The sequence below is a fragment of the Paenibacillus cisolokensis genome (assembly GCF_018403665.1).
GTDB lineage: Bacteria > Bacillota > Bacilli > Paenibacillales > Paenibacillaceae > Paenibacillus_AH > Paenibacillus_AH cisolokensis.
The window spans coordinates 1-17,892 of sequence record NZ_BOVJ01000005.1 but is presented as its reverse complement, the minus strand read 5'-3'; the positions used below and the strand labels follow the sequence as shown (position 1 = coordinate 17,892).

Sequence of the window (17,892 nt, the reverse complement as noted above, 5' to 3'; positions counted from 1 at the left end):
AACAGCCTGACTTTTGCAGCTTTTCGCCAAAACATCTGCCGGGAGACGGAAACGCTAAAGGCGGGACGCACCGACGGACCGGAGACGAGTAGACAGAAGGCTGGGCATGCCGACGGACCGGAGAGACGATTTGACGGATGGCGCAGACGGATAGACAGGCAAAAAAGAGCGGCAGGTTATGGCATGAATAACCTGCCGCTCTTTTTGTAAACAGCCGGCCGCCTGCAATTCTCATCCGTCGATACGCGCCGCTGTCCGCCGGGAACGGTGCCGGTGCCTACGGCGTCAGAAACAATGTCGCATTCAAATATTGCTTCGCCGTTGCGTGCAGATAGCATGTCAGAACCGAGATGGCCGCCACGAGCAAGCTGTTGCGGACGACTTCCCGCTCGGTTCCGGACAGCCGGCTCATCCGGTCGATCAGACGATCGGCCAGACGGACCATGTCGGCGGCAGGCTTCGTCCGGGCGCTTTCCCTGCCTGCCGACAGCGTAATAAAGCCGTTCGTCTTCGCCTTGATCGCGATCCATTCTTCGAACAGCGATGAATACGCCTCGTACAGCTCCAGCGGGCCGAGCAGATCGTCCTGCTCATCTTCGGGCTTACGGAACAGGGCGGCGAACAGCTTGCGGATCGAGTCGAAATCGAGATTCGATTTCAAATCGTCGATGATGAACAATAGTGCCGCCTGATTCAGGGAATATTTTTTGCCGGCTTTCGGCGAACCGAAGTATTCCTTGAAATCCCGCTTGACCCAATTTTGCATCGAGCTCGGAGACAGATGGGCGTATTCGATTTGCCCGCCGAGCGCCGCTATTTCCTGCAACGAGAAACCGCGTACGCGGCCTCCTTTGATCAGTTTTTCAAATATCGGCGGCAGTGCCGTCGACAGAAAAGCCGGAAGCGGATTGCCGTTTCGCAGATCGCGCCGGTGCTTCTTGTTCCATGCTTCCTGCAGCACTTGCAAAGGCGTCTGGCCGCTGTAGCCGTCGAGAGCAAGAAGCAGACATGCCATTTCATGACGGGTAAGCGTAAAGGATTCCACAGATCGCCCTCCTTTTTATTTCAAGTTCATACGAACCTATCATACGCCCGTCAAAGCAGCTTTGTAAAGGCCAGCAAATCAATGAGAACGGCGTGTTGAATCCGATTTTCCGATCAAATTCCGCCGTAATCTCCCGCCATGGGCACGCACAGCATTTGTAAATCTTTTCTCGGGTTCGTACAATTAGTTCATATGAACTTAATAAAATTCATGGAAAAGGATAGTGAACCGGGAATATGGGTATAGGATTCAATCTGTTCTTGTTTGCCGTACTGATCGTCTTGACCGCCTTTTTCGTCGCGACGGAGTTCGCGATCGTGAAAGTGCGGCCGAGCCGCGTCGATCAGCTCGTTCTGGAAGGAAGGAAGGGCGCGCTGGCGGTTCGGCAAGTCACCGGCAACCTGGACGGATATTTATCCGCATGTCAGCTCGGCATCAGCATTACCGCACTTGGTATCGGCTGGCTTGGCGAGCCTACCGTAGGGGCGCTGCTTCTTCCCGTATTCGATCAATTCGGCCTGAATCCCGATCTCAGCCACATTGTCTCGATGATCATCGCCTTTATCCTGGTTACATTCATTCACGTCGTTGTCGGCGAACTGGCTCCGAAAACATGGGCCATTCAGAAAGCCGAATTTCTTGCCCTGATGACGGCGAAGCCGATCATGATCTTCTATAATGTGCTGTATCCGTTCATCTGGCTGCTGAACGGCTCCGCCAACGCCATTACCCGGCTGTTCGGGCTGCATCCGGTGAAGGAGCACGAAGACGCCCCGTCTGAGGAAGAAATTCAGATCATATTGTCGGAAAGCTTGCAGAGCGGCAAAATCAACACGACCGAATACGGTTATGTGAGCCGGATCTTCGCTTTCGACGAGATGCTCGCCAAAGAAATTATGGTTCCGAGAACCGACATGGTCTGTTTATATACCAACAATACGTTGGAAGAAAATATGGCCATCATCCGCAGGGAACAATACACCCGTTTCCCGGTCGCGATGAACAGCAAGGACAATATTGTCGGTACGATCAATACGAAGCAGCTGTTTTTGGAGTATGACGGCGACCCGCAGTTCGATTTTAAAAAGCTGATCCATCCGGCGCTGACCGTGTCCGAGTTTACACCGGTCAAGTCGCTGCTGAAACGGATGCAGCAAGAGCGCGTACACATGGCCGTTCTAGTGGATGAATACGGCGGTACGTCGGGCATTATAACGATCGAGGACATTCTCGAAGAAATTGTCGGCGAAATCCGCGACGAATTCGATGCGGACGAGCGCCGGGAAATCGAGAAGCTGGACGAAAACTGCTATTTGCTGGACGGTAAAGTATTGCTGACAGAGCTTAGCGATCTGACCGGTCTGAAACTGGACGACGAGGAAGTGGATACGGTCGGCGGCTGGCTGTACAGCAAAATGCCCGAGCCGAAAAAGGCAAGGAATATGTTGAAGGCCATGTGACGTTCATTATTCGGGAGACGTCGAAAACCGCATTCGCAAAGTCGAAATGATTATCGGCGAAGGCGAGGCCGTACAGGAAATTCCCGCGGGTTAACGATATAAGAAGGGGCTGTCCCAAAAGGTCTTGAATGACCGGGGATCGTCCCTTCTTTATATATCTTTGTTAAATGGAAGAGGGGCGGTTTCTCCGTACGTTCGATCTACCATGTTGATTGCAATGAGCTTGGAGGCTGACACTCCTCCGGGCTATCTTGTTCGTCTCGTCAACGAGGCGGTTAACTTTCCGGACGACAAGATTTTATCGGCATGCCAGCGGCGCCTCGATGCGGGCAGTAGTTGTCCGGCGGCCGGACAAGCCAGGCAATCCCCCAAAATGCCTCACCAGCGTCATCGTCTACGCCTACGCCGCTCCTTTTACGGGTATAAGACGGTCCGAGCTTATCCAGTGAACAGATGTCAACGGTGAAAGCCAAGCGGTTATACCAGCGAACCTGGGGCCGCCGGTAACAGCTGTAGATTGAGGATACTGCAAAAGTGCAGAATTTTTGCCCCTGACGGATGCTTTTGACTCAAATTGCTGCGATAGTACAGGATTTTTAGACCGTTTTCGTATTGCAAGCCGATTTGGAGGTTGAAAAACTGCATTATCGCAGTAATTTGAACGTTCGGGCTATCAGCAGCGAGGAAAAGCTGCACTTTTGCAGGATTGGTTGATTTAAAATGACTGAAAACGAATGAAAACGACAGCGAACAGGCGCCGGGGCTGTGATCCGGTTGCAATCGGGCGGCTCCATATCCCCCTCGCATATTCCATGCTGACAAGATGAGCCATGAACCTTGATGTTTCCGCATCATACATAAGCCGTATTTCCACATCATAAGCCGAATCGAATAGAATAAGCCTTCCATGCACATGATGAAAAAACATCGCAGCGTTCATACCGGCTTGACAATTGTTCGCTATACTGGCGGCAGGAGGTGCCTATTCATGATCTATGCCGGATCCGTCCACCGTCCCAGACTCCTGATTCTGTACGCTGCCTACGGCGACGGCCACCTGCAGGCGGCCAGGGCGATTCTCGATGCGCTGGAAAGCTGCGGCGGCGAAGGGGTGCTCGTCGATTTGCTGGCGGAATCCCATCCGATTCTGTATCAAATGACCAAGCGTTTCTATATGCACAGCTACAAATATATGCCCCATGTTTACGGATGGGTGTACAATCGCACAAGGCCGATGAAGCACAATTCGCTTTTTGGCGGCTGGCTTCACTCATTCGGCCGGGATACGATACGCCGCATCGTCGCGCTCGAACGTCCGGATGCCGTCATTCATACCTTTCCCACTTTCGCGTTGCCATCGCTGCAGCATACCGGACGTCCGGTCCTGACCGGAGCTGTCGTGACGGATTTCGATTTGCACTGCCGCTGGGTTCATCCCCGAATCGACCGTTATTATGTGGCGACCCCGGATATGCGCAAGGAATTGATATCGCTCGGCATTTCCGAATCCCGGATCGTCGTCAGCGGCATTCCGCTCAAACGCGGTTTCCGCAACGTTGTCCCCGATCCGCGAATCAGGGCCCGTCACGGCCTCGATCCGGTGCGGCCGCTCGTCCTCATTATGGCGGGCGCATACGGCATGCTGGAGGGCGTGCCGCAAATGCTGGAAGGCCTGCTGGCGCATCCGGATACGGCGGTGGCGCTCGTCTGCGGCCGCAACGAGGCGCTTGCGGATTCCGTTCGAACGCGTTTTGCCGGCGCATGCGCGGAAGGAAGGCTGCGCGTGTTCGGCTATGTGGACCATGTTCACGAGCTGATGTCCGTCTCCTCCTGCGTCGTGACGAAGCCCGGCGGCATTACGCTGGCCGAAGCGCTCGCAGCCGGCATACCGATCTGCACCTTACGTCCTGTCCCCGGACAGGAACGCAATAACGCCTTGTATCTGGAGAGCAAAGGCGCCGCGTTCGTCGCCCGGAACAAAGATCAGTTGATTGCCGAAATATTGAAACTCGTTCACGATCCCGTTCGTTTAAAGAATAGGAAAAAAGCTGTTGCGGAGCTGCAGACCAAAAATGCGGCGGAAACGATCGTATTGGATATTTTGTCGCGCTTGCCTATAATAAAAGGAGCGCGCTTCGGCCTGTAGCGTCTGTCGACGCTTCGCGCCGGCATGACGCACTCGATCTTCGGGAAGGAGGCCGTCGACGCATGTTGCCCAGCCGGAAAGCCCGGTTGTTCGACTCGGAGATGTATCTCATCTTCGTCATTTTGTTCCTCGTTGAGTTTATCCGGGGCGCCGCGCTGATCAGTTTTTTGCCTATTTACGGCGAGAAGATGCTGGGCCTGCCGCTCGGCATTATCGGGATCGGGATAACCGCCCATTATCTGACCGATACGCTGCTGAAAATCGCAATCGGCTACCTGCTCGACAGGTTCTCCATCCGCTTCATCGTTCACGCCAGCTTGCTTCTGTCCGTTGCGGGCGTTATCCTTATTCCGTTCGCGGCGCAGCCATGGCTGTTTATTACCGCTTCGGCGCTCTTCGGAATCGGCATCTCGCCGATCTGGATCGTCTGTCTGACGAAAGTAGACGAAAGCAGGAGAGCGACCCAGATGGGCTTCTTGTATACGATCTGGTTCGTCGGCCTCGGGGCAGGTCCGATCGTTTGCAATTTCGCCATTCATCGCGGCATGGAGCATGCGTACGAACTGTTATTTGTCTGCACCGCGCTGGCCTGGTTTCTCTCGCTCTTTACAAGCAATCGCCGCATGGCCGACATCGTCACCCTGCCGCTAAGTGAACAGATGCGCGTGCTGAAGGACAAGCTGTCCCGGATGAAGCTGCTGCTGCCCGGCATGGTGCTGCAGACGACCGGCGCTGCGATGCTCGTGCCGATATTGCCGAGGTTTGCCGAGATTCGTCTCGGACTGACGCCGCCGCAATATTCGCTGCTCTTGACGGCCGGAGGGCTATGCACGGTTGCGGCACTGGTGCCTATGGGCAGATTGTCCGACAAGGTCGGCAACAAGAAATGGTTTCTCGTCGGCGGCTTCAGCTTTTTGCCGTGGCGCTGTACGGACTTGCCTGGGGACCGAATCTGTGGCAGGCGCTGCTCGTCGCCGCCCTGCTCGGCGTTTCGTACGCCGCTGTGCTGCCCGCTTGGAACGCGCTGCTCGCTTCCTATGTTCCGCCGCAGCAGCGAGGACTCGGCTGGGGCATTTTTCCACCGTGGAAGGGATCGGCGTCATGATCGGTCCCGTAGCGGGAGGCTATTTGGCGTCCTGGCAAGGCGAAGCGTTCGTCGTCTGGATCAGCGCCGTATTGTTCGCCCTAATCGGGCTGTTCTATTTATGGTTTCCGTTCCGCGTTTTCGCCGAGAATGGCGCCTTTAAAGACAGGTGAATGAAAATCAATGAGCAAGCTCCAGCAATGGATTGACCAAGCGAAAGAATTGAGCATCGAAGATTTGCAGCGAACGCTGGAAAGCTACTCCGATTTCGGTCCGCTTCCCGGCTTGCTGCTCACGTACATAGAATCGTTTTTCCCGTTCCTCCCGCTCCTTCTGATCGTCGCTGCCAATGCCAACATTTACGGGTTGTGGCTCGGCTTTTTGCTGTCATGGATCGGGGTGTCGGCAGGGGCGGCGAGCGTTTTTTGGGTTGCACGGTTATTGGGAGGAAAGATCGGTACGAGATTGCAGCGCCGCTATCCGAAGATGAAAGGATTTTTCAACTGGATCGAGACGAAAGGCTTTACGCCGCTGTTCCTCTTGTCCTGTTTTCCTTTCTCGCCCTCATCGCTGATTAATATAGTGTCCGGTCTCAGTACGATACCGTTTCCGACGTTCCTGATCGCGGTTGCACTCGGCAAAGCCGTCATGATTTTCAGCGTCTCGCTGCTCAGCTTCGATATCGGCAACCTGCTGCAGGAACCGTGGCGAATCGCCTTGACGGCCGCTGTCATTGTGGCGATGTGGTACGGCGGCAAAAGGCTGGAAGCCCGCTATCATCACTGATGGCCGCTGGAGGAGGATAGATGATGCCGCTTGCGCTATCGTTCGACGTGGCCGCCACGGCAGTCGTGCTGCTGCTCGCAGCAGGGCTGTTCGGCGGCATGTTCCTGTTTGTCCGGACCGTATCGGACGATTCGGATAAACATCAGGATCTGAAAGAGTTGGTCGAAACGCTGTTCGGAACTCCCGCCCATCTGCGGCCGGACAAAGACACGCAGGCCACAGCGGGCGAACCGGCCGCTGCGCGGAAACCGCCGGCGCCGTTCGAGGACGAATGTCCCGCATGCGGCGAACGTGTCACACATGAACATCCGGAATGCCCGGGATGCGGGCTGCGCCTGCTGTAACAATGGAAGGCCGCCCGTCCTCCTCCCACCTCGCAATTTTATGCAGATCATCTACTATCTTCCAGCCATAACCAGATCTTTTTCCCCGTCCGTTCTTTCCCGATTCATATCCCCGTCCCGCACTTGCCGCATTCTTATTCCCACACTCCTGACAGCCCGTCTTGTCCCTTCCGCTCACCCCGGACAAATTACCCGCTTCAGTCACGACCGAATCTGCGACTATTTCCTTATACTCCTTGTTACAACTGAATCGTTAGCCTTATAGTCTGTTTTTTTATTTTAGATATTTTATTTCAAAATTTATTTTTATATTGAAGTATTATTTCTAAGGCGCTATAATAGCTACGTGGTAAAAACTTTCAATTTTAGACCTCGATGGATAGCCTGCCAAAATTAAATTCCATAAGGGGGGATCCAAACCGTTGTTTCAGAAAAAGCAGGGACAGCGCTGTCAGGGCGTCATGACATCCGCCGCGGACAACACCTCATTTGACGCCGCCGAATCGGATCTATTCGGAGAGGAGGGGGGACGATGAGCCGCGCCGAGCTGATGGATGCCGAGGCTGCGGAGACGATGGGATTCGCCCCGGAACGTCTTCGCTTCGCATGGGAAGCGGTGCGCGAGGCCGTGGAAGCCGGAGAAACGCCCGGCGCGGTCGCGATCGTCTCCCGCCGCGGCATGCGGCTTCGATACGCGTACGGCTGCTCTGTCGACGACGGCAGCCAGCAGGTCCCTATCTCCTTCGATACGATCTACGACTGCGCATCGCTAACCAAGATCGCCGTCACATTGCCGCTCCTTCTGCTGCTGATCGACCGGGGACGGCTGCTTCTTTCCGATCCGCTCTTTCGCTACATTCCCGGTTTCGACGATCCTGTCAAGCGTCAGATTAACGTCCTTCAACTGCTCACCCACACCTCCGGCCTTGCACCCTTTTCGATATGTCCGGTCTGGATCGCAACGGCATCATCGATTTCATCAGCCAATCGGAACTGCGCTCCGCGCCCGGCACCAAAATCGAATACAGCGATTGCGGATTTATTCTGCTCGGAGCTCTGATCGAGAAGCTGACGGACATGACGCTCGACGAAGCGGCCGAACGCGAGCTGTTCCGCCCGCTCGGGATGGCGGACGCCGGTTTTCTTCCGCATCCCGGCAAATATGCGCGCATCGCCCCGACGGAATACGACGCGGATATGGGTACTTGTCTGCGCGGCATCGTACACGACCCGAATGCCCGGGCGATGGGCGGAATCAGCGGACATGCCGGCCTGTTCGCCGCCGCGGACGATCTGATCCGGTATGCCGAGCTATGGCTTCGGGATGCGCCCGGCGGGCAGCGCCTGCTGTCGCAAGCGGCGATGCGTGCGGCCATTTCATGCCGGACGGCATCCGTACCGGGCGGCAGGCGGGGGCTCGGCTGGGCGCTCAAGGGAGATCCGCTCGATCCTTCAGGCGATTGGCTCTCCGCCGACACGTTCGGCCATACCGGATTTACCGGCACAAGCCTCGTTGTCGACCCGATTTGCGGCCTTGCGGCGGTTCTGCTGACCAATCGCGTTCATTACGGACGGGACGTCTCCGTTGTACGGCTGCGGGCGCGGTTCCACAATGCGCTTGCCGCCGCGCTGGCGTAAGGCGGCTCATACCGATCCGGAAAATTCCCGATTTCGATGCGCCGGCCTGCCCTTCCGATGGCAGGTCCGGCAGCTTAGGACAAGCTGGAGGTGCAGTACGGATGAAATCCGTATCGTTCAGAACGTATCGCCCCGGCGATGAAGCATTGATCGTCGAGTTGTGGAACCAATGCGCCGTCTGCGATCCCGTTACACCGCTCCGATTTCGCAACCTGGTACTGCTGGACGCCAACTTCGACCCCGCAGGCGTCCGTCTCGCGTTCGACGGCGAGCGGCTTGTCGGCTGCGTCTATGCCGTCAGACGCCTGCTGCCCATGGCAGGGAACGATCTCGATCCGGATAACGGCTGGATTCCGTTCTTCTTCGTCGATTCTGCCTATGAACGGCAAGGAATCGGCAGCGCGCTGCTTAGGGAAGCGGAAGCTTTCCTGCGGGAAGCCGGCCGCAAACAGCTGTTTTTCTCCGCTTACGCTCCCAATTATATCGTTCCCGGCATCGATGCCGCCGCCTACCCGAAAGGCGACGCCTTCCTGAGGCGCAACGGCTTTTCCACGCGTTATACCGCGGTCGCGATGGACCGTTCGCTTGTCGGCTATGTCGTGCCGGAAGAAGTTCGCGAGCTCAAGCGGCAGCGCTTCGCCGAAGGCTACCGTTTCCGGACGGCATCGGATGCGAACCTGGCCGATTTGCTCCGCTTCGCCGGCGAACGGTTCAATCCCGACTGGGCGAGGGCGATCCGCGAAGGGCTGCTGTCCGGGCAGCCGATCAACCGCATTAAGCTTGCCTTGCATGGCGATGCGATCGTCGGCTTTTGCCTGAACGGCGCCTATGAAGGCGTGCCGGAACGGTTCGGCCCGTTCGGCGTCGATCCCGGCCGCCGCGGGCTCGGACTCGGCAAAATTTTGCTGCATGAAGCATTGGCTTCCATGAAAGCGCAATCTCTGCACGGCGCCTGGTTTTTGTGGACGGGCGAGCAGAGTCCCGCCGGGCACCTGTACAAGCAAGCGGGATTCCGCATTACCCGCAGCTTCGATATTATGAGCAAGCCAATCGCCTAATCGCATGATCGAAGATTGGAGGAGAAAGCCATGAAGAAACGAATGGCCCTGACGCTTCTCGCTTTGCTGACGATTGTGATGGCGGCATGCTCGTCATCCGGCGGGGCGGACTCGCCCGGAACGGACTCGGGCGAATCGGGTTCCGGCAAGACAGCCCAAAAGCCGGTTACGCTGACGCTGCTCTCCCATTATGTCGGCCAGAATGAGGTGGCATTCAAACCGTATATCGATCAATGGAACAGCGAAAACCCCGATATTCAGATCAAACTGACGCCGGTCGATTTCGGTGAGCTGCTGCGCACCATCATGACGAAACAGACAGCCGGACAAGCCCCCGACCTGATGCACATCTACACACTCTGGGGCGGACAGCTGGCCAAAAACAACGTTCTCGCCTTTGCTCCGGACGATGTCGCGGCGGATATCGAAGCGAACTATCCCGCATCTGCGGTGGCGGCTTCGTCCATCGACGGCCGAGTTTACGGGTACCCCACCGAAGTGCAAGCCTACGGTCTGTTTTATAACAAAAAGCTGCTGCAGGAAGCCGGATACGGCGGGCCGCCCAAAACATGGGACGAGCTGATCGAGATGGCGCAACACATCGAGCGGGATGACGGCAGCGGCATGCCTTCGGTGCAAGGCTTCGGCTTCCTCCGCGGATACGCCGGCAAAGTCGTGCAGCCGTTTATGGCGTTAATGGCGACGGCCGGAGGAACGCTGCTGACGGACGACATGAGCGCCGCGGCGCTGGACACGGAAGCGGCCAAGCGGACGATCGACCTGTACGCCAAAGTGTACGGCAAAGACGGCATAACCGACATCGGCTTCCCGACGCAGCAGGCGTTCGGCAGCGGCAAAGCGGCGATGACGATCGAAGCGGGCTGGTGGGCCGGGTCGCTAAAAACGCTGATGAAAGACGGGTACGCCGATATCGGGGCGGCGCCTCTGCCTTCTCCCGACGGGCTGACCCAAGGATCGCTGGCCTATACATGGGCATGGAGCGTCAACGCCAAATCCAAGCATCAGGAAGAAGCCTGGAAGTTTCTGAAATGGTTCAACACCCAAAAAGTGAAAAACGATATGACGCCGCAAGGCAACTTCCTGCTCGAAGGGTTCAATGTCATTTCGACCCGCGCTTCGGATATGGAATCGGAGACAATCAAGCGGAAACTGGAAGAAGATCCCGTAACGAAAGTGTTTGCGGACGCTCTGCAGTATGCCCGTCCCGAGCAAAATCCGGCCGCCGCGGCGGAAATTCAGGACGCGCTGTTCAAGCAAATCGAAAACATGTGGGCGGACAAGGCAACGAAGGAAGAGGCATTGGCAGCCGCGCAAAAAGAGATTCAGGCCAAGCTCGGCAAGTAAGGTGAAGCGGCCATGACCAAACACAGTTACGCGAACAAGCAGTGGCTGTCCGGTTATTTGTTCCTGTCCCCCGCACTACTGTTTTATGCCTTGTTTCTCGTGTTCCCATTCTGTTTCTCTCTGTTTCTGAGCTTTACGGAATGGGGCGGCTTCGATCTGGCAACCATCCGCTGGGTCGGGCTGGCCAACTATAGGCAGCTGTTTTCGGCGGAATCGGCGTTTCTGCACCCGATTCTGACCAACACGTTCACCTTTGCGTTCGGTACGGTCGCCATCTCCTTCGTCTGCTCGCTGGCCGTCGCCTATATGATCGCCCGACTGCGGTGGGAAGGCTTGTGGCGGACGCTCTACTTCCTTCCTTCCGTCACAACGGTCGTTGCGATCGGCAACATCTGGCTGTATATGTACAGTCCGACCAACGGCCTTGTGAACAAAGCGCTGGAGCTGCTCGGTCTGTCCAAGCAAAGCTTTCTGCACGATCCGGATTTGGCGCTCGGCTCCATCATCGTTGTCGGCGGCTGGCTCGGCATCGGCAGCTCGATGCTCATTCTGACTGCCGGACTGAAGGCGATACCGGAGGACTACTACGAGGCGGCCGAACTGGAAGGTGCGGGACTGTGGAAGACATTCGTTTTCATTACCTTTCCGCTCCTCCGCCCTTCCGTCATGTTCGTGCTCATCACTTCGTTCATCGGCGGTTTGCAGTCGTTCACGCTGACCATGGTGATGACCGGAACCGGCGGTCCGGGCAACGCGACGAACGTTGCCGGACTGGAAATGTACAACCAAGCCTTTTCGTTCGGCAATTGGGGGATTGCGAGCGCCATGGCCTTCATTCTGTTTGCTTGCATTTTCATCATGACGATGATTCAGATGGCCTTGTTCCGGCGCGGAGGGGTGGAGAGCTACGAATGAGACGACGAAAAACGCCTTGGGTATCGTATCTCATCATCGCTGCAGGCAGCGTGATGATGATTTTTCCGTTTCTCGACATGATTTTCAGTTCCTTCAAAGGCGCCGACGAATATAACCGCATGTCCTATTCACTGCTGCCCGACTCGTTCCGATGGGACAATTACCGGCAAGCAATCGAATCGTTGCAGCTCGGTCTTCTGTTTCGCAACAGTCTGGCAAGGACCGTCGCCGTTACGGCGCTTGTGCTGATTACGAGTTCGATGGCCGCCTACGCCCTGGCCAAACTGCGTTTTCGGGGACGCGGCTTCGTCTTCCAGTTTATTGTATCGACGATGATGATCCCGGGGTTTCTGTTCTTCATTCCCAATTTCTATCTGGTCACGCATTTCCCGCTTGTCGGCGGCAACGATCTGCTCGGCAACAACGGGTACGGCGGCTTGGCGACATCGATGCTATCGCTTATTCTGCCCTTTTCGGTCAGCGCGTTCGGCATCTTTCTGATGCGGCAGTTTATGATGACGATCAACGACGCCTATATCGAGGCGGCCCGTATCGACGGCGCGTCGGAATTTCGCATCTTCTTCACGCTCATTCTGCCGATGGCGCTTCCGGCTCTGGCTACGCTCGCCATCTTCGAGTTTATCGGGCAATGGAACGAATTTATATGGGCGCTCATCATTTACTCGGTCAATCCCGAGCTGGCGACGCTGCCTGTCGGGGTGCAGATGCTCAAGGATCATCTCGATCCATCGCTGACGCAGCCGCTTCTGATGGCCGGGCTTGTTATGACGACGATGCCGGTGCTGATCGTATTTATCTTCCTGCAAAAATATTACGTGCGCGGCATGATGAATTCCGGTTTGAAATAATCCGATTCCGAAGGGAGAGCATCATCATGAACGAAACGAAGCAGCAGCATATTCTGGCGATCGGCGGTCATGCCGGCGATATGGATCTGACGGCGGGCGCGGTCATCGCAAAATATACGATGGATGGCCATAAGGCCACCTTCCTTCATCTGACGCCCGGCGAAAAGGGGCATCCGAAGCTGTCGCCGGACGATTACGCCAAACAAAAAATCGAGGAGGCACACCGATTTGCAGACATCGTCGGGGCTGATGTAAGGTTCCTCGCCTATAAAGACGCCGAGCTGCCGGTCAACGACGAAGTGAAGTATCAGGTCGCGGATATTATTCGGGAAGTGAAGCCGACCGTACTCATTACCCACTGGCGGGGATCGATCCATGTCGACCATACCAATACGCATCATATTGTGAATGACGCCCGTTTCTATGCCGGTTTGAAAACGATCGAGCGGACGCTGCCCGCGCATTATGCCGGACCGCTGTATTACGCGGACAACTGGGAAGATCCGCACGATTTCGTCCCCGAAGTTTTTGTCGATATACCGGAAGAGGCGTACGAGACGTGGGTGAAAGCGATGAATGTATACGCTTATGCGCGGGGCGAAACGTCGGGCTTCCCGTTCATCGAATACTACAAAGCACTGACCGTCGTGCGCGGGGCGCCGGCCGGCTTCAAGCGCGCGCAAGCGTTTATGGTGCCGCGAGGCGATTTGCGGCGGCGTGTGCAATTTCTGTAGCCGCTTGGCGGACGGGCCGCTTCCTCTCATAGAAAACGTGAAGTTGTGGCAAACTGAAACGGTACGGCACAGCCGAAAGGAGGCGAACTTCTTGTCCGGCAAATCCCCTTCCGACCGGCAAAAAGCGGCCAGCAAAGCGCAATCGAGCGCCGACCGCACCGGTCGCGGCAAAGATGCGGCAAGCGAGCAGCAATCGGCAGCCGACCGCGCTGCCGTGCCGAAGCATGGCCTGTAAAGCGAAATGGCAGCAATCAAAGTCCGGGCATCCAGCCGAAAGATGTCGACAAGGAGGCCACAAATGAGCGAAAAGAAGCGCCATTACGAGATGGAGCCGATCTCCGGCGAGCCCGTCGAAGTCGACGGCGTATACAAAAACGAATGGGGCGGCGAAGAGAAGCTCCAGCGCGGTCAGGTGTTCCCCGCCGATCCGATGCTGGGAACGACCGAATGGGAGCTTGTGGAGCTTGAATTCGATAACCATCACGAGGGGCAAACCGATCCGCGGCTCGTACCGAAAAGCGACGACGCCGAATCGGCAGCCGGCCTTCAGCATCCCCGCGGCCATATCGACCGGGGCGATAAATGAAACGGGAGGCCGCGCCCTCCGAAAACCCGACGGTTTTCGGAGGGCTGCCTCCCGATTTTCCCAAAAGCGGACGCGCTTCCGGCTATTCGCTTACGCGAGTTCGGAACGATTCCCGCGGCTGCCTTCGCGCTGCTTAATATGGTCGATGATCCGGTCCAGGCGGCGAAGATGCCAGGCATATTCGAACAACGCGGCAGCGACAAAGACAAGACGCCGTCCTTCGTCCCGTTCCTGCTTGAAGTAATCCGTCAGTTGCTCCGCCAATCGCGATTCCCGTTCTTCCTCCGGCTCGATATGAGCGCCGGATTTCATTTTCCCTTCCGCGTTCAACAAAATATATTCATGGTATTTGGACAGCTCTTCAATTTGGCGGTCGAATGGAGCGGCCCATTTGTCCGCGCCGGGCGACGAAAAATAGTGCTCTTCCACAGCCTCGAGCAATTCGGCCCCTTTTCGCAGCGCCTTGATCATCTGCTTCGAAAGAATGAGCTGCCGCGCCAGCTCCTGCTTGCGCCCCGGCAGCAGCGCCCGCTCTTCCTCGAACACGGCGTACCGCTCATCCAGCTTGCGCAGCATCTCTTCGAGCTTCTCCTTCTCGTCCCGGTATACCTGCTCTTTCATCTCGTTCGAAATAGCCGTTCGCAGCAGCAAGGAAAGCTTGTCGTAAGCCTGATGCACCTGCTGCATAAACTGTTTGCGCGGACGCGGAGGAAAATCAGAATATTGACGGCGAACGCCGCGCCCATGCCGGTCAACACCATCAAAAAACGCTCCACCGCAAACGACCAGCTTTGGCTGTTCGCTTCCATGACCGCGACGACGGTCACGAGCGTCAATCCGATGACGCTCTCCATCTTGAATCGGATGCTCAATGTAATGACGACAATACATACCAGTCCTACGGCGATCGGCGTATGGCCGAACATCAAGCCCGCTGCAAGCGCGATGCCCGCTCCCACGATATTGGCCTGAAACTGCTCGGCAATTTGCTGCCAGGACCGGTACACCGACGGCTGAATCGTAAAAATCGCCGCAACCGCCGCAATAATGGGAGAAGGAAAGCCGATTAGCCCGCTCAAATAAATGGCCAGGGCTACGGCCATGCCGGTCTTGAGTACACGAGCTCCTATCGTCACGGCCGATCTCCTTTCTTCTCCGGACTTCCGGTGCCGATGTCCGCGCGCCATTTTGCCGGCAGATACCGGTCGCCAAGGGTCATTTCTCTACGGTGATACATGCGCTGTTTCCCTCCTTCCGCTATTATAGCGGAAGAAAGAGCGAAAACGAAAATCGGCCGGATGTCCGGCATACGAGAGGCTCTAGCTTTGTCCGATCGACCTGCGGACTTTCTTGTTCGCCGCCATACCCGCCCCCTCCGTGACACCGGATCCGGCGTAAGGCAGACGAATCTCAAATGCCGTTCCTTTCCCGAGCTCGCTGCGCGTTTTCACGCTCCCCTTATGGTTTTGGACGATCTTGAACGCGACCATAAGCCCGAGGCCCGTTCCTTTATCCTTTGTCGTATAGAACGGCTGGCCGATTTTCGAAAGCTGCTCCTCCCCAAGCCCCGGACCGTCGTCCGCAATCCGGACGATAACCTCATCCGCCTCGAGCGTGCAGGCAACCCGCAAGGAACCGCCCTCAGGCATCGCTTCGATCCCGTTTTCATAATATTGGTAAAAACTTGCCTGATCTGGACTTCAACGCAGTTAATCCAGAGCGGACGGTCCTCGAACGAGGTTACAACGGAAATGCCGCTCATGACCGCCTTCGATTTCAATAGCGTCAACGAATCGGCAACCATTGCCCGCACGTCCTGCCGGGTCAATTCGTAAATTTGCGGCTTGGACAGCATAAGCAGCTCGCTGATCACCGACTCGATTCGGCCCAGATCGGCCTTCATGATGTCATAATAGTTTTTGCCCGCACTGCGTCCGGTTGAAATCAATTGCAAAATCCTTTCAACGACGTAAGCGGGTTGCGGATTTCGTGCGCAATGCCGGCCGCCAGTTGTCCTGCAATATACAGCTTCTCGGAATTGATCACTTTCTTTTCGTTTTTTTTGCGCTCGGTAATATCCCGGACGATGACCTGAAGCGCCGGTTTGCCGTTATACGTCGTATTCGTTCCCACGACTTCGGTATGCAGCGGCCGTTTTTTGACCGAATACCACTCCAGCTCAATCGGAATGCCGTTCGTCTCGGACTGCTCCCCCTTCAGCAGTCTGGAAAACTCGCCGTGATGCCGGGGATGAAGATAATCGAATACCGGACGGCCGATCAGGCCGTTCCCCGGTTCCGCTTCGAACAGCTTTAGTCCTGCCCGGTTCACATATTCCCATTGACGTTCGCTGATAATAGCGATCATATCCATTGAGTTTTCCACGAGCAGCCGATAGCGCTCTTCGGACTGCAGAAACTTCCGGTCCGACATCCACGCCGACAGGCTGAATACGAATATCACCAGCGTCGCGATGCCGAACATCGTCCCCTGCACCGTAAAATATTCGTTCAGCTGATCCGGCGTCAATGTTTCAACGCGGACGAACGCCATCGCTTTCAGCACGAAAAGTTGGGTCGTCATATTGGTAACGCCCAGCACCAGCCCGCCGATCCAACGCGCCGTCTCCGGTCTGCGGTCGAAACATCGGATCGCGTATAACGTGCCCGCAAAGTTAACAATGGCAGACAGGGCGACCAGCGGTGCATCGAGCCTATATTCCGCAACGTTTCCGGAATGCAAGCTGAAAAAATGGACAGGAAAACTAGCAGCGCTCAATAGAAGGCTGCTCACGATCATTCCGCCAGGACTCCCCTTGCGCTTCCCCATGACCAGAAACGACAAATATGTCATCGCGACCCCCGCCAACAATACCGGAATTACGGCCCAGCCGACGACCAGCGTATAGTTCGAGGACAAATGGGCGACGAAAGTGATGGCCCACAGGCCAAGACCGAATACACCCGCCCCCGCCAACAGCCAATAGTGTCCCGCAATGCGGCCTCGCTTCTTGAAAGATTCGATCATGCTGAACATCGTGCAGGAGGAGAAGACAATAATTAGGAGGGATAGAAGAAAATAGATGGCTTGATTCAGGCTGAATGGCTGGCTCATAAAACTCCTCGAATATCCAATAATTCACTCCGGTTTTAAATTTCGACAAATTTCCATAAAATCCTTTCACATCTTTGACGGTTAGCCAAATTTCGACGCCATTGACGCTTAGGAGCTATAGACTGTCCGTTCCATATGCAGTTATAATATCGTTGGTAATTATAACCTGAAAAGGAAGGGGGGATTTTATGAAAACATGGGTAAAGGAATTCATGGAATTTGCGGTCCGGGGCAACGTTCTCGATCTGGCGGTCGGCGTCATCATCGGCGCGGCTTTCGGCAAAATCGTCACCTCGGCGGTAAACGACCTGATTATGCCGCCGATCGGCAAGCTGCTCGGAGGCGTCAATTTTTCGGATCTCTTCATTAACCTCGATCCGGATATGAAGACGGCAACCGGCGAGAAGATTGTTTCGCTTGCGCAAGCGCAGCAAGCCGGCGCCGCCGTTATCGCCTACGGCAATTTCATTAACGCCGTTATCGATTTTCTCATTGTCGCATTTTGCGTCTTTCTTGTCGTCAAAGGCGCGAACGCGCTGCGGCGCCAGAAGGAAGAGCCGGCTCCGGCGGAAGAACCGAAGGAGAAGGAATGCCCGTATTGCCTGTCCGTCATTCCGATCAAAGCGACCCGCTGCGGACATTGCACTTCCGTACTTGGCGATCCGGCCGGCGAAGGCCACGGCGCAAGCCGCGCGTAAGCTCGCGCGCAACCGAATAACCGGCTATATGAAGGGGCTGTCCCAAAAGG

General features: G+C 56.0%; 21 protein-coding genes and 1 pseudogene. 16 read left to right on the top strand and 6 right to left on the bottom strand.

What is annotated here, in order from left to right; translation table 11 throughout:
• Nucleotides 1–210: hypothetical protein (locus PACILC2_RS00685; protein ID WP_213526811.1), on the top strand; the 210-nt coding region annotated here is incomplete at its 5' end.
• A gap of 67 nt (nt 211–277) precedes the next feature.
• Here the strand turns inward: PACILC2_RS00685 and PACILC2_RS00680 are convergent.
• The gene (locus PACILC2_RS00680; RefSeq protein ID WP_062496162.1) at nt 278–1,045 is read right to left on the bottom strand and encodes a DUF1836 domain-containing protein; all 768 of its coding nucleotides are present in this window, start codon (nt 1,043–1,045) and stop codon (nt 278–280) included.
• 236 nt (nt 1,046–1,281) lie between these two features.
• Here PACILC2_RS00680 and PACILC2_RS00675 point away from each other — a divergent pair.
• Nucleotides 1,282–2,599, top strand: a pseudogene (locus PACILC2_RS00675) (hemolysin family protein).
• Between the two features lie 383 nt (nt 2,600–2,982).
• Here PACILC2_RS00675 and PACILC2_RS00670 read toward each other — a convergent pair.
• Entirely contained in the window at nt 2,983–3,285 is a 303-nt protein-coding gene (locus PACILC2_RS00670; protein WP_213526808.1) for a hypothetical protein, read from the bottom strand.
• 208 nt (nt 3,286–3,493) lie between these two features.
• Between PACILC2_RS00670 and PACILC2_RS00665 the strand changes: the two genes are divergently transcribed.
• The 13 genes from PACILC2_RS00665 (at nt 3,494) to PACILC2_RS00610 (ending at nt 14,030) form a co-directional block, all read left to right on the top strand.
• Nucleotides 3,494–4,651 (top strand): MGDG synthase family glycosyltransferase, encoded by a 1,158-nt coding sequence (locus tag PACILC2_RS00665; RefSeq protein ID WP_213526806.1) that lies wholly within the window; start codon nt 3,494–3,496, stop codon nt 4,649–4,651.
• Nucleotides 4,652–4,713: 62 nt separating this feature from the next.
• Entirely contained in the window at nt 4,714–5,898 is a 1,185-nt protein-coding gene (locus PACILC2_RS00660; RefSeq protein ID WP_307860268.1) for an MFS transporter, read from the top strand.
• 20 nt (nt 5,899–5,918) lie between these two features.
• Complete coding sequence (locus PACILC2_RS00655) at nt 5,919–6,521, top strand: TVP38/TMEM64 family protein (protein ID WP_062496180.1); 603 nt, start codon at nt 5,919–5,921, stop codon at nt 6,519–6,521.
• Between the two features lie 20 nt (nt 6,522–6,541).
• Nucleotides 6,542–6,865, top strand: coding sequence for a hypothetical protein (locus tag PACILC2_RS00650; RefSeq protein WP_213526804.1), 324 nt, complete (start codon nt 6,542–6,544; stop codon nt 6,863–6,865).
• 532 nt (nt 6,866–7,397) lie between these two features.
• Nucleotides 7,398–7,925: a serine hydrolase domain-containing protein gene (locus PACILC2_RS27745; protein WP_280515245.1), complete on the top strand. Its 528-nt coding sequence runs from the start codon at nt 7,398–7,400 to the stop codon at nt 7,923–7,925.
• Nucleotides 7,808–8,503 (top strand): serine hydrolase domain-containing protein, encoded by a 696-nt coding sequence (locus PACILC2_RS00645; protein WP_280515244.1) that lies wholly within the window; start codon nt 7,808–7,810, stop codon nt 8,501–8,503. Before PACILC2_RS27745 ends, PACILC2_RS00645 begins: the two co-directional genes overlap by 118 nt.
• Nucleotides 8,504–8,604: 101 nt before the next feature.
• On the top strand, nt 8,605–9,561 hold the full coding sequence (locus PACILC2_RS00640) for a GNAT family N-acetyltransferase (RefSeq protein WP_213526802.1): 957 nt from the start codon (nt 8,605–8,607) through the stop codon (nt 9,559–9,561).
• 30 nt (nt 9,562–9,591) lie between these two features.
• On the top strand, nt 9,592–10,926 hold the full coding sequence (locus PACILC2_RS00635; protein WP_213526800.1) for an ABC transporter substrate-binding protein: 1,335 nt from the start codon (nt 9,592–9,594) through the stop codon (nt 10,924–10,926).
• Nucleotides 10,927–10,938: 12 nt separating this feature from the next.
• Nucleotides 10,939–11,841, top strand: a complete 903-nt coding sequence (locus tag PACILC2_RS00630) for a carbohydrate ABC transporter permease (protein ID WP_213526798.1) — start codon at nt 10,939–10,941, stop codon at nt 11,839–11,841.
• Nucleotides 11,838–12,710, top strand: a complete 873-nt coding sequence (locus tag PACILC2_RS00625; protein WP_062496189.1) for a carbohydrate ABC transporter permease — start codon at nt 11,838–11,840, stop codon at nt 12,708–12,710. The genes PACILC2_RS00630 and PACILC2_RS00625 overlap by 4 nt, the downstream gene beginning before the upstream one ends.
• Nucleotides 12,711–12,736: 26 nt before the next feature.
• Nucleotides 12,737–13,444, top strand: a complete 708-nt coding sequence (locus tag PACILC2_RS00620) for a PIG-L deacetylase family protein (protein WP_062496191.1) — start codon at nt 12,737–12,739, stop codon at nt 13,442–13,444.
• 91 nt (nt 13,445–13,535) lie between these two features.
• Entirely contained in the window at nt 13,536–13,679 is a 144-nt protein-coding gene (locus PACILC2_RS00615; protein WP_213526796.1) for a hypothetical protein, read from the top strand.
• Between the two features lie 63 nt (nt 13,680–13,742).
• A complete protein-coding gene (locus PACILC2_RS00610; RefSeq protein WP_062496193.1) occupies nt 13,743–14,030 on the top strand; it encodes a hypothetical protein in 288 nt (95 codons plus the stop codon).
• Between the two features lie 90 nt (nt 14,031–14,120).
• On the opposite strand, the gene PACILC2_RS26080 is transcribed toward PACILC2_RS00610, so the two are convergent.
• The 4 genes from PACILC2_RS26080 to PACILC2_RS00595 form a co-directional block, all read right to left on the bottom strand.
• Entirely contained in the window at nt 14,121–14,717 is a 597-nt protein-coding gene (locus tag PACILC2_RS26080) for a hypothetical protein (RefSeq protein WP_244863128.1), read from the bottom strand.
• The gene (locus PACILC2_RS26075) at nt 14,648–15,166 is read right to left on the bottom strand and encodes an aromatic acid exporter family protein (protein ID WP_244863127.1); all 519 of its coding nucleotides are present in this window, start codon (nt 15,164–15,166) and stop codon (nt 14,648–14,650) included. Before PACILC2_RS26075 ends, PACILC2_RS26080 begins: the two co-directional genes overlap by 70 nt.
• A 183-nt stretch (nt 15,167–15,349) precedes the next feature.
• Nucleotides 15,350–15,688, bottom strand: coding sequence for an ATP-binding protein (locus tag PACILC2_RS00600; protein ID WP_280515246.1), 339 nt, complete (start codon nt 15,686–15,688; stop codon nt 15,350–15,352).
• 286 nt (nt 15,689–15,974) lie between these two features.
• Complete coding sequence (locus tag PACILC2_RS00595; RefSeq protein WP_213526791.1) at nt 15,975–17,057, bottom strand: PAS domain S-box protein; 1,083 nt, start codon at nt 17,055–17,057, stop codon at nt 15,975–15,977.
• Nucleotides 17,058–17,332: 275 nt separating this feature from the next.
• On the opposite strand from PACILC2_RS00595, the gene mscL reads away from it, so the two are divergent.
• Complete coding sequence (mscL, locus tag PACILC2_RS00590; protein ID WP_213526789.1) at nt 17,333–17,842, top strand: large conductance mechanosensitive channel protein MscL; 510 nt, start codon at nt 17,333–17,335, stop codon at nt 17,840–17,842.
• Nucleotides 17,843–17,892: the final 50 nt, after the last annotated feature.